We start from the raw sequence: 11,840 nt of genomic DNA on the forward strand, positions 1-11,840 counted from the left end.
GTGGAACACCCTGAAACCCGAGGACAAGAAGACAATATCTAATTCCTGTTTTCTACTCTACACCTTTTAAGAACAGAGGACGGTTAAATTCCTTGACGAGCGGGAAAAGAGAGAGAAACGATGCAAATAGCAGTCAGGAGAGGTGGACATGAAGGATAAACTTATGCCCTTTGTTAAGAAACTCGGAAAAGAAATAAAGGATGACAGGGTTACGGGTTTGGCGGCAGAACAGGCCTATTATTACATGCTGTCAATTTTTCCGATGATCATATTGCTGCTGTCACTCCTTCCTTATTTGTCTATCGATCCAGAGGAGGCGATCGGCTTTATGCAGACTGTAATGCCCGGAGAAACAGCGAATGTTTTCCAAGAAAATATCGTCGAAATCATTAGCAAACCAAACGGGGGTTTATTAACGTTCGGGATTGTCGGGACTATTTGGTCGGCCTCCAATGGGATGCGGGCGTTTATTCGCGCCATGAATACTGCCTTTGACGTGGAAGAGACGAGATCGTTTATTAAGGCAAGGCTTGTCTCAATCGGGTTAACATTCGGCCTGATCCTTACCTTAATTATTGCGTTAATGCTGCCTGTATTTGGCGATGTAATTATCGATTTTTTAAATTCATATTTGAATATCCCTGAGCAAATCGAAATATTATTTAGGGTGTTAAGATGGGTTATCGCCATTTCGGTTATGATCGTAATCCTTGCCGTTTTATACAAGGTTGCACCAAATAAACATTATCCGTTTAAGCATGTCTTGCCAGGTGCCATTTTTGCTACGGTTGTTTGGCAGCTGATCTCGCTCGGTTTTTCATTTTACTTGAACCATTTCGCTAACTACTCAGCTACCTATGGGAGCCTTGGCGGCGTGATCATTCTGATGCTGTGGCTATTCCTGACAGGCCTCGCCCTCGTGCTCGGCGGCGAAATCAATGCGATTTATCATCGATCCCATTCATCATCAGTGAGTAAAGAAGAAGATGAAGCCCTTACCGTATAACGAAGCAGTAAATTAATACAAATCTATAGTAATACGGAGTTAACGGCTGTACGATTTTTGTACAGCTGTTTTATTGTTTAATTTTTCATTATGTTGCAAATTTGACCGCTCATATACGTGGTATATAATTGAATAGTATAGGTTTTCTATTATTATTATTCGTTTTGCTTAATGAACAGATCGTAAACTTAAAAGCCTAATATAGATATAGTAAGGAACCAGGGGGGATGGAGCATGAATATTCTTGTCGTTGAAGATAATGAAAGTGTTTGTTCCATGCTTGAAATGTTTTTTATGAAAGAAGGTTATAAAGGGACATTCATTAATAATGGGCATGAAGGATTCGATGTGTTTAATAAAGAGAACTGGGATTTAATTATCGTCGATTGGATGCTGCCGGGCATGGATGGTGTGACGCTATGCAGAAAAATAAGGGAGCTTAGCTCAGTTCCAATCATAATGCTTACCGCGAAGGACAGTGAATCGGATCAGGTGCTCGGGCTTGAAATGGGAGCAGATGATTATGTGACAAAGCCCTTTAGCCCGCTTACTTTGATGGCAAGGATTAAAGCTGTCACGCGCCGTTTCCAAACTGAAAATGCGAAAAGCCCTGATCATCACTTTATCACCTCACAGTTTTTCAAGATTAGCAAAGAGTCAAGGGAAGCATATTACAATGGGGAGCCGTTGACAAGCTTAACTCCGAAGGAATTTGATCTGCTTTATTATTTTGTGAAAAATCCCCGCCAGGTTTTTTCACGCGAGCAGCTTTTAGACCGGGTCTGGGGTTACGAATTTTACGGAGACGAACGGACTGTCGATGTTCACATTAAAAGACTCAGAAAGAAAATCGGCAAACCATCACAGCCATTCATCCATACTGTGTGGGGGATTGGCTACAAGTTTGATGAATCGGTGACATCTGATGAAAATTAAGTACTTTTACCAGCTTCTGATCAGCCATATCGGCATTCTTATTCTTGCCTTTTTAATATTGAGCCTGCTGTTTTCACAATTCGTCGAAAACTATATTTTTGAAAATAAAGTAGAGGAATTAAATGCATACGGTGAACAAGTATTGAGTGACGTATCTTCAGGGCTGGATGGTGATGAGAGATATTTGCTTTATTACAGCCAAATGCTTAATGCGAGAAATATCCGCTTTTTCCTTTTTGACAGCGAAGGCAGGGTATTGTTTCCGGAAATTCAGCGGCAGCCATTGATTCAGCTGACAGATGAGGAATGGGCGCAAATTGAAAAAGGAAACAAAGTTTCGGTAAGGCATGATTTGAAGCGGTTTGAGCAAGAGGTTACTCTCGTTGCGCTTCCGCACATTCTCGGCGGGGAATTAGCGGGCGGCATCATGCTGCTTGCCCCAATCAGCGGTGCAGTTAATACGATCAGCCAATTAAACCAGTATTTGTTTTACACAATTTTTATTTCGTTAGCGGCAACGATTTTGTTAAGCTGGATTTTATCAAAAAATTTAATTAAGAGAATAACGCAGTTGAGGAAAGCGACTTCGATGATTTCGTCCGGGGATTATAATGTGAATATCCCAAACATAAACTTGGATGAGATTGATGATTTAGCGACAGACTTTAATCGAATGGCTTCGCGTTTAAAGGAATCCAATGATGAGATAGACAGGCTTGAAAACAGACGGCGAAAATTTATTGCCGATGTCTCGCATGAGTTGAAAACCCCGTTAACGACAATCAGCGGCCTGGTGGAAGGCTTTAAAAACGACTTGATTCCCGAGAATGAGAAAGACAGGGGCCTCGATTTAATCGATAGGGAAGCAAAACGGCTTATCAGGCTTGTGAATGAAAACCTTGATTATGAAAAAATCCGCTCCAACCAAATTAAGCTCAACAAAGTATCGATTCATCTGCATGATATGTTTGAGTTAATTGAAGAACAGCTTTTCGTGCTTGCAAGGGAAAAGGGAAATAAGATTATCATTGATGCTAATGAACATGACACTGTTTACGCCGATTATGACCGCATTACCCAAATCCTGATTAATATTGTTAAAAATAGCATCCAATTTACAACTGGCGGAAACATTACCTTAAAGGCAAGGAAAACGGGTAAAGAAACGGTTATCGAAATAGAAGATACCGGAATCGGCATTGATACAAAGGAAATTGAGTCAATTTGGGACCGTTTTTATAAAGCCGATTTATCGCGGACAAGCAGCATGTTCGGTGAATTTGGGCTCGGCTTGTCGATCGTCAAGCAGCTTGTCCAGCTTCACGACGGGAATATTAACGTCGTGAGCGAAAAGCAGAAAGGAACCAAGTTTACGATTGTATTTCCAAATGAATGACCATATAGAAAAACCCCCGCAAAACGGGGGTTAAATTAGTTTCCATAAACCTTTGAGAGTACTTCCTCTGATTGTGGCAGTGAGATCGTTTCGACCGTCTGTTCAGCCTTTTGTACCTTTGTCACTTCAAGATACTTAAGTTGGTGCTCTTCCATTTCAAGTATTCTGAAATGATAGGAATGGACGGAAACAATATCTCCCTCTTTTGCTTCATAATTTTCAGTTAATACCCAGCCGCCAATCGTATCGATATCTTCATCGTCGATTTCAAGTCCAAGCATATCGTTTACCTCACTGACAAGTACTTTTGCGTCAATAATATAATGATCTTCTTTTACTTTTCGAATCATTGCGATTTCGTCGGTATCGAATTCATCGCGAATTTCACCAACAATTTCTTCGAGGATATCTTCAACTGTTACAAGCCCGGAGGTTCCCCCGTATTCGTCCATTAACACTGCCATGTGAATTCGCTCTTTTTGCATCTTAAGGAGCAGGTTATGGATGGGGATTGTGTCAATTACCCTGATGATTGGGCGAACATGTTCTTCAAGGGTTTTCGTTATGAGTTGTTCATTTCCAATCAATTCGGTCATCACTTCTTTAATATTTACGAGTCCAATAATGTGGTCCTTATCCCCGTCGATAATGGGATAACGGGTGAATTGTTCTTCCTGGACAACCTGAATAAACGTTTCCAGCGTATCTGCTTTTGAAAGTGACACCATTTCGGTTCTGGGTACCATGATTTCTTTGGCTATCCGGTTATCGAACTCAAAAATCTTATTTACATACTTAAACTCTGACTGGTTAATTTCACCACTTTCATAGCTTTCGGACAGGATCATGCGAAGTTCTTCTTCTGAATGGGCCAGCTCATGCTCTGATGCAGGCTTCAGGCCAAACATTTTTGTAATCATCCGGGCAGAACCATTTAGGATCCAAATGAACGGGTACATGACTTTGTAAAAGCCGATAAGCGGCTTTGCCATGGCTAAAGTTACAAATTCTGCTTTTTGGATGGCCAATGTTTTTGGAGCCAGTTCACCTACCACAACATGAAGAAAGGTAATGGATGCAAAAGCTATTCCGAACGAAAGAACGTGTGACAATGAGCTTGGAATATCAAACCGTTCAAAGAGCGGATGAAGCATCCGTACAATCGTCGGTTCACCGAGCCAGCCCAAGCCTAAAGCGGTAATCGTAATTCCAAGCTGGCAGGCCGATAAATATTCATCAAGATTCGTTGTCACTCGTTTGGCGGCAATCGCATTTTTGTTGCCTTCCTCAACCAACTGGTCAAGCCGGGAACCTCTAATTCTAATGATCGCAAATTCCGATGCGACAAAAAAAGCCGTTAAAGCAATTAAAATGGCTATTAAAACCAAGTTTAATATGTCCAAATAGTTTCCCTTAGCTCGCCAAACACACGAGTAAGGAGTCACCTCCCAATAACCTAAAGATCAACTCGTTAAAATCAAAAGGGATTGCATCAAAGCCGTGCTTTCAATAGAAAGCTTGTTAGACAGCTCTTTTTTCTGCTGGCCTTCCAGTTTTTCAATAAGAGGCAGGATAGTTGATAATTCATTATGAAGCTGTTTCATCTGGCTGGTCACACCATCTATATGCTTCTCAACTTCTGATTCACGAATATCTTTTGATTTTTTGATTTCTAGTTTTCTTTTAATCTCTTCAAGAGGAAGATGCATTTTTTTGCATTCCTCAATAAATTTTAAATCGTTGAAAGCTTCTTCTGAATAAATTCTGTAATTGCAATCGGACCGCTGGGCCTGTAGCAGGCCAAGACCGGTGTAGTAATCTATCGTTCTTTTAGAAACATTTGAAATGCTTGCTAATTCACCAATTCGGTACAATGCCCCATCAAATCACCTCAATCGTTTGTATCGACCGTACCAAGGCTGCAGTACCGGACAAACGAGGAAGGGCCGTAGACCGCTCTCCATCCCGCCGGGAAAAACTGACTTTAATACAGCACAATTAGCACTCGCCTGATTGTCGATAACATTTACCAATAATTATAAATAATTATAAAGATTTTCAACCATACAGTCAAACGTTCCAGTTTCACTAATTTGTTATATTGATACTTTATGGCCATCAAAGCACAGTTATGAATATGGTTCGGGAATATATTTATCCTATTATAACTATTGTACCTTGAATATCTTGGACTACCATTCACCTTTAACATTCATGCTTAAAATGAAGATCATGATAGGTTGCGCCATTCCCTTGCAAGCAAGCCATAAACAATTAAATCATGGAAAAAACCATTCAGTTTTTCTCCATCGCGGATCAATCCTTCTTCTGTAAAGCCAAGCCTGACAGGAATTGAGCGGCTTGCTATATTTCTTGTCCCGCAGCGGATTTCAATGCGATTTAATCCAAGGTCATAGAAGGCGTAATTAAGCAAGGCTTGAACGGATTTTGTCATAATTCCGCGGCCCTGGGCCTGCTCTGCCAGGTAATAGCCGATGCTTGTTTGCTCGTTGTGCCAGTCAATGTGGTGAAAGCCTAATGATCCAACGAGAATTTTATTGTAGCGGATTCCCAAGTTAAACCCATTGTTATCGGCAAACTGCTTTAACCACATTGGAATGATCGAATGATATTGAAGGGGAGAATTCATACTGTCGACCCAGGGAAGCCACTGCCTGAGATGCCGGCGATTTGAATCAACAAGCTGGTAGAGCTCTTCAGCATCCCTTAGCTGAAGCAATTGCAATTCAATTTCTTGATTAACCTTCAAAGAGAACATAAAATTCCCCTCCCCTGAGCAAATATTAGTTTTAATACTATAAGGAGTTTTTTCATTTGTATACGCTTTTTGGGTGAAGAATATTCTCGTTTCTGTTGTGAATGCTCTTTACATAAACGTTAATGGGAAATCGAGTTAAAAAAAAGAATCCACTTCATAGTTAAGTACCAGGAGTGGATTTTTGTGCTTGTTCAGGATCAGAAGAGCACTCAGGTACGGGGGAGAGCCATACTGAATACCGTTTTTTCTGCTTCAGATTGGCATGTTAATGATCCTTTATGTTTTTCAATAATTTCACGGCAAACAAATAATCCCAGTCCTGTTCCAAGTTTCTTTGTGGTTACAAAAGGTTCAAAAATCGTATTAAGGAGATTTTCTGGAATCATCGGACCGTTATTCGCTACATCGAGCTTAATGAATTTTTTGTTCAGTAAGCTGCATTTTATCTCAAGGACCGGATCACTCCGATATTGGCTTAGGACATCAATCGCATTAAAAATAATATTGATAAGCACCTGACGTATCTCATCGTTATAGCCCATTATATTGATATTGTCTTCCATTTGTTTTAAGACCTTAACTTTAGCGTCCAAGATGCTTGGGTAAAGAAAAATCAACACTTCATCAACTAATTCATTCAAGGAAAAAATATTTTTCTCTTTGCCGATTAATTCTTTTTTGGACAGAAGCAGAAATTGGGAAATTTTGAAATTGAGCTGTTCCAACTCATTTCCAATTATATCCAGATATTTCATTTCTGGATAGTCTGCTCTTAAAAGCTGGATAAACCCTTGAATGGATGTAAGGGGATTGCGAAATTCATGGATAAAACTTGAAGTCATTTGTCCCAGCAAAGTGAGCCTGTCCTTGTGAGTGTTATCAATAAAATTTGATTTTTCCTCAATGATTTTGTTTTTCGCATCAGAATAATACGTAACAGCATAATATAAAAATTTATCAAAACAGTAGTTGATGCTGTCTATTGATTTTTGCAAATCTGGCCACTCCAAGTTTAACTTGTTTAAATTTTTTAAAATGATCGATCTCCCGATATTCACATTGTAAACAAAGTCTCCAATGTTTATATTAGCTCTGACGCGTTCCGCTCCGATTATATAGGCAAGCTTGCGGACATGATTTTCGACATCTTCCTCATTTTCAGAAAAGATATTTAGAATGATTTCGTACATTGCTTCTCCATTTTTCTTAATTTTAACTTTAAATGGATCATCTTCCGAAATTAAAAATACCTTGTCCCACTCGTCCAACAGCGCATGTTTTTCCTTCACAAGGAAGTCGACTAATTTCCTTTTCGTAACGGCTAGCATTTCTATCCTCCAATTAATTTGATTCCTGTCTCACAGTTTATCAATGTATTCGCTGACAGCTGCCAAAATCCTTTGTCTTTTTTTGTTAATCGAGTAAATTTCACAATCTAGGATAAAGATAATATCTTTCTTGCCAATCACGCTGAAACATAGTATATTCGGAGATGAATTACTTTATATAGTTGAATAGTTCCACAAGGGGGGCTGCATGTTGCAGCTGAGAGTGAGCTTCGAGTTCTGACCCTATGAACCTGTTAGTTAATGCTAGCGCAGGGATGTGGTTTGATGGATAGAAAGCAATATTGGGCCATCGGATTCCTGCCCTTGATTGCTTTTTTTGCGTTATAGCAGCTTATAGAGGCAAGTCTCGGACTCCTTGAACACTTTTAGAGGGGGAAAGAAGAATGACACAGAACAAAACGTTATTTTTAGTAGAGGTTGCCATATTCACAGCACTTGCTTATTTGCTGGATCTTGTTTCTGCATTTGTGTTTGCGCGAATCTGGCCGCAGGGAGGATCAGTGTCGATTGCGGCTGTACCAGTATTTTTAATGGCCTTTCGCTGGGGGCTTAAGGGAGGACTGCTAACCGGATTTTTGTTGGGACTGCTCCAATTTATCCTTGGCTATGCGCAAATTTACACTCCGGTTCAAGGGATCGTTGATTACTTGATTGCTTTTGGAACGCTTGGATTTGCCGGCTTGTTTGCTGCTCAGCTTCAGAACGGCCTGCGGCAGAATGATAGAAGGAAATGGATTACTTACTTAATAGCGGGTACATTTATCGGCAGCGTTTTGCGCTACCTGTGCCATGTTACAGCCGGCATCGTTTTTTTCGGAGAATTTGCGCCGAAGGGCCAGCCGGTAGCACTCTATTCGCTCGTTTATAATGGAACATATATGCTGCCAAGCTTTATTTTAAGTGCAGTAATCGTCATGTTAATTATCTCAGCGGCCCCGAAAAAAATGATCAACCTATGAGGTTGGCAGGTTAACATGATGATCGACCAATTCGCTTAGCGTTTTGGTCTATTTTTTTAAATGAGTGAATTTCATAAAAGCATTCTTTAACTGAAAAACGAACGGTTATTTATAATTAAGACAGTATCATTCGTTTCTTACGGCATACTCCTGTTAATTTAGACACCTTCATTCGTTTTTCGGTTTAGCTTGTTACATTGTGAAATTTACTCAAATAATAGAAATAAATTTTCAAAAAAAGATTTTAAAATTAAGAAGATTGGTGTAAAATTACACTAAAAGCTATAGAAGGACTGACCGGCAATGACTAGAGAAGAAATTGTGATGAAGGTTTCTGACAAGATGAGATTAATTCGAACTGAAGCGGGGTATACGCAAGATAAAATGGCCGAAGTGATTGGCGTTTCCAAGAAAACCCTCGTCCAGATTGAAAAGGGAAGAGCTTTTGCAGGGTGGTCAACCGTTGTGACCGTTTGTGCTCTTTTTCGGGAAACAGAGACGGTAAAGTTTTTATTTGGAAATGAACCGCTCGAAGTTCTTGAGACTATTGCCCGCGAAGGCATCGACTTCCGGAAAGAAAAGACACTTGGCGGGAAAATGTGGTGGCGGGAAGTGGCGAAAGCAAACGGGTTTATTCTCCAGCAAAATATTATTAGCCAGCATTTTCGCATTCTTGATGAAGATCATTATCGCATATATAGCAGCTTTGACGAAGAAGCTGCAAGGGAACGCTTTGTTGAACTTCAGGAAGACGATCCCAGCTGAACATACTTTGGATTGGGGGAGGGGAGCATGACTCCGGAAAGAGCGATATTTATTATTTTTCCGTTTGTCGTAATAGTGTGGACAATCCTTACAAAAGTGGTGTTTTTTAAATCAAAAAAGCTAAATTATTTTGTATTATTTTCTGTTTACATATGTTCTAATACAGCTTTATACATCCTTGTCGAAGGGGCTTTTATCGGAAGGGAAATGCTTCAGGTAAACGTTATACTGCAAATATTCGCAGATCTTACAGTTCGCCAGTGGTTGTGGATCCTCTGCATACCTAATATTTTTACATTTATGTATTTAATCATCTGCTTTATGTTGCTGTTATTATTTGACAAAATGCCTGAATTAAAATCCAAAATTATGCTGAAGCGGCGTAAAACTGCATAAAAAAGGAGCTGAATCGCGAAGTTATCCGCATTTTAGCTCTTTTTATATGCATTTTTCATTATGTCACGGTTAATTGTGGAATTGTTTCCTGTTTTTGCGGGTAAAACAAATTAATAAAATTGTTTAAAGTAAAAGAATTGGAGAGAAGAACGAAGGTAGTGAACGTAATGGAAAGACTAAGCTCAACATTTTCACGGTTGTCGAAGTTTTGGAAGCGAAAGCATATGACTCAAATGGCGATTCTTGCGATGGCAGTCTCCCTATTGGGAATATTAATTTTTTTCTATGTGTTTTCCAGCAGGGCTGATATTAGCACTTTAGAAGCCGGACTTGCACAGTCAACGGTGATTTATGACCAAAGGGGCGAAATAGCAAGTAAAATTTCCGCTAATAGAAATGAAGGCGTCCCGATATCGAAAATTCCGGATGACTTGAAAAATGCGGTGATTGCGATTGAGGATCAACGCTTTTACAGTCATAACGGAATTGATCTTATCGGCATTGCGCGAGCATTTTTTCGCAATATAACAGCAGGCGGAATTGTTGAAGGCGGCAGTACGATCACCCAGCAGTTGACGAAAAACGCACTGCTCTCACCGGAGAAGACATACAAGAGAAAAGCAGAAGAATTGTTTTTAGCGCGAAAAATTGAACAAGAATATTCCAAGGATGAAATTCTGGAAATGTATTTTAACCAAATCTATTTTGGTGAGGGAGCATGGGGAATTAACAGTGCTGCTGCCAAATATTTCGGTAAAGAACCAGAGGCGTTAACCATAAGTGAGTCGGCAATGTTGGCCGGTATTATTAAAGCGCCGTCTGCCTGGAATCCTTATAAGGATTTTGAACAGGCGGTTGATAGGCGGAACACGGTGCTTGCGCAAATGAAGGAAAACAAGTTTATCACGAATGAACAATATTCAACAGCACTCAGTGAAGAGATTTTACTTAATGATAAAGGTGAAGACCCTTTCCATGGCCAATTCCCGCACTATGTTGACCATGTTTTTGCGGAGGCAATTGAGGAATACGGCTTAACCCAGGATGAGTTATTAACCGGGGGCTACGAGATTTATACCGAGCTTGATCCCGGCATGCAATCAGCGGTGGAAACGGCGTATCAAAATGACAGTTTATTTCCTGAAGGAAGCGGAGATGAAATCGTCCAAAGTGGCGCGGTACTGCTTGATCCGGCAACAGGCGGAATCCGTGCACTTGTCGGAGGCAGAGGAGACCATGTTTTTCGTGCCTACAACCGGGCAACCGAATTAAAAGCCCAGCCTGGTTCAACGATGAAACCACTGTCCGTTTATGTTCCGGCACTTGAGAATGGCTGGAGCCCTGAAGATATGTTGAAGGATGAAAAAATGAAGTTTGGTGATTACGAGCCGCACAATTATACGGACATCTATCTGGGCGAAGTACCGATGTATGAAGCGGTAAAGGAGTCCTTAAATCTCCCGGCTGTCTGGTTACTAAACGAACTGGGGATTGAATCAGGTATGGATGCGGCAGAACGTTTCGGAATTCCTCTTAAGAAGGAGGACAGGAATCTTGGGTTAGCACTTGGCGGACTTCAGGAGGGTGTTTCACCTTTAATGATGGCTGAGGCTTATTCCGCATTTGCCAATGGTGGTAACAAGGCAGAAGCCCATGCGATCACAAAAATTATTGATGCGGATGGCAAAACGATTGGCGAATGGAAGGAAAAGACCACAAAAGTTAGGACAAAAGCAGTTTCCGATAAAATGACGACGATGCTGTTGGGAGTAGTCGAAGACGGAACAGGAAAAGAAGCACAAATCGAGGGCCGTGACCTGGCCGGAAAAACCGGGTCGACCGAAGTTCCGATTGAAGGAATTAATGGGGTAAAGGACCAGTGGTTTGTCGGCTACACACCGCAGCTAGCAGGTGCGGTGTGGGTAGGGTATGATCATACCGACGAAAGTCATTATTTAACGACGACGAGCAGCGAAGGTGCAGCGCTCGTTTTCAAGAATATCATCAGCAGTGCTTTACAAGGTACAGAACCTGCATTCTTCAATGTCCCGCGTATTTCGGACTATGAAGAAAAAAGCAGGCGGCAAAAGTTTGAAAAGGAGCTGGAAGAATTCGGGGAATCCATTAAAAAAGAAAAAGGAAAATGGAAGGATAGACTTAAAAAAGAAGCAGAGAAATGGGAGAAGAAGCGGAAAAATCGCGGCGAACACGATGATGATTGATCCAGCAGGAGGAAATGGAGTTTTGACAATTA

The 11,840-nt window shown here is 40.7% G+C and carries 10 protein-coding genes and 1 riboswitch; of the genes, 6 read left to right on the forward strand and 4 right to left on the reverse strand.

Annotated features, from left to right (window positions below; genetic code table 11):
• Positions 1-148: 148 nt before the first annotated feature.
• The 3 genes from CVD23_RS05645 to CVD23_RS05655 all read left to right on the forward strand — a co-directional run bounded on the left by CVD23_RS05645 (position 149) and on the right by CVD23_RS05655 (position 3,338).
• Entirely contained in the window at positions 149-1,006 is an 858-nt protein-coding gene (locus tag CVD23_RS05645) for a YihY/virulence factor BrkB family protein (RefSeq protein ID WP_101578336.1), read from the forward strand.
• A 234-nt stretch (positions 1,007-1,240) separates the two neighbouring features.
• A complete protein-coding gene (locus CVD23_RS05650; RefSeq protein ID WP_101578335.1) occupies positions 1,241-1,942 on the forward strand; it encodes a response regulator transcription factor in 702 nt (233 codons plus the stop codon).
• On the forward strand, positions 1,932-3,338 hold the full coding sequence (locus CVD23_RS05655; RefSeq protein WP_101665431.1) for a sensor histidine kinase: 1,407 nt from the start codon (positions 1,932-1,934) through the stop codon (positions 3,336-3,338). Before CVD23_RS05650 ends, CVD23_RS05655 begins: the two co-directional genes overlap by 11 nt.
• A 35-nt stretch (positions 3,339-3,373) precedes the next feature.
• On the opposite strand, the gene CVD23_RS05660 is transcribed toward CVD23_RS05655, so the two are convergent.
• The 4 genes from CVD23_RS05660 to CVD23_RS05675 all read right to left on the reverse strand — a co-directional run bounded on the left by CVD23_RS05660 (position 3,374) and on the right by CVD23_RS05675 (position 7,445).
• A complete protein-coding gene (locus CVD23_RS05660; protein ID WP_101578333.1) occupies positions 3,374-4,741 on the reverse strand; it encodes a hemolysin family protein in 1,368 nt (455 codons plus the stop codon).
• A 60-nt stretch (positions 4,742-4,801) separates the two neighbouring features.
• Complete coding sequence (locus CVD23_RS05665) at positions 4,802-5,212, reverse strand: MerR family transcriptional regulator (protein ID WP_101578332.1); 411 nt, start codon at positions 5,210-5,212, stop codon at positions 4,802-4,804.
• Positions 5,213-5,568: 356 nt separating this feature from the next.
• Positions 5,569-6,117 carry a GNAT family N-acetyltransferase gene (locus CVD23_RS05670; protein WP_101578331.1) on the reverse strand — a complete coding sequence of 183 codons (549 nt, stop codon included), beginning with the start codon at positions 6,115-6,117 and terminating at the stop codon, positions 5,569-5,571.
• A 209-nt stretch (positions 6,118-6,326) separates the two neighbouring features.
• Complete coding sequence (locus CVD23_RS05675; protein ID WP_101578330.1) at positions 6,327-7,445, reverse strand: histidine kinase N-terminal domain-containing protein; 1,119 nt, start codon at positions 7,443-7,445, stop codon at positions 6,327-6,329.
• A gap of 187 nt (positions 7,446-7,632) precedes the next feature.
• A riboswitch (TPP riboswitch) is annotated at positions 7,633-7,738 on the forward strand.
• 111 nt (positions 7,739-7,849) lie between these two features.
• Here CVD23_RS05675 and thiT point away from each other — a divergent pair.
• The 3 genes from thiT (at position 7,850) to CVD23_RS05695 (ending at position 11,808) form a co-directional block, all read left to right on the forward strand.
• A complete protein-coding gene (gene thiT / locus CVD23_RS05680) occupies positions 7,850-8,425 on the forward strand; it encodes an energy-coupled thiamine transporter ThiT (protein ID WP_101578329.1) in 576 nt (191 codons plus the stop codon).
• Positions 8,426-8,728: 303 nt separating this feature from the next.
• Complete coding sequence (locus tag CVD23_RS05685; protein ID WP_101665432.1) at positions 8,729-9,190, forward strand: helix-turn-helix transcriptional regulator; 462 nt, start codon at positions 8,729-8,731, stop codon at positions 9,188-9,190.
• Between the two features lie 563 nt (positions 9,191-9,753).
• Complete coding sequence (locus tag CVD23_RS05695; protein WP_101665433.1) at positions 9,754-11,808, forward strand: transglycosylase domain-containing protein; 2,055 nt, start codon at positions 9,754-9,756, stop codon at positions 11,806-11,808.
• The last annotated feature ends 32 nt before the right edge of the window (positions 11,809-11,840 follow it).

The sequence above is a fragment of the Bacillus sp. V33-4 genome, from assembly GCF_002860225.1.
GTDB lineage: Bacteria > Bacillota > Bacilli > Bacillales > Cytobacillaceae > Bacillus_BJ > Bacillus_BJ canaveralius.

Coding starts and splice junctions, on each gene's coding strand:
- CVD23_RS05645 (WP_101578336.1), top strand. CDS start 149: ATGAAGGATAAACTTATGCCCTTTGTTAAGAAACTCGGAAAAGAAATA.
- CVD23_RS05650 (WP_101578335.1), top strand. CDS start 1,241: ATGAATATTCTTGTCGTTGAAGATAATGAAAGTGTTTGTTCCATGCTT.
- CVD23_RS05655 (WP_101665431.1), top strand. CDS start 1,932: ATGAAAATTAAGTACTTTTACCAGCTTCTGATCAGCCATATCGGCATT.
- CVD23_RS05670 (WP_101578331.1), bottom strand. CDS start 6,117: ATGTTCTCTTTGAAGGTTAATCAAGAAATTGAATTGCAATTGCTTCAG.
- CVD23_RS05675 (WP_101578330.1), bottom strand. CDS start 7,445: ATGCTAGCCGTTACGAAAAGGAAATTAGTCGACTTCCTTGTGAAGGAA.
- thiT (WP_101578329.1), top strand. CDS start 7,850: ATGACACAGAACAAAACGTTATTTTTAGTAGAGGTTGCCATATTCACA.
- CVD23_RS05685 (WP_101665432.1), top strand. CDS start 8,729: ATGACTAGAGAAGAAATTGTGATGAAGGTTTCTGACAAGATGAGATTA.
- CVD23_RS05695 (WP_101665433.1), top strand. CDS start 9,754: ATGGAAAGACTAAGCTCAACATTTTCACGGTTGTCGAAGTTTTGGAAG.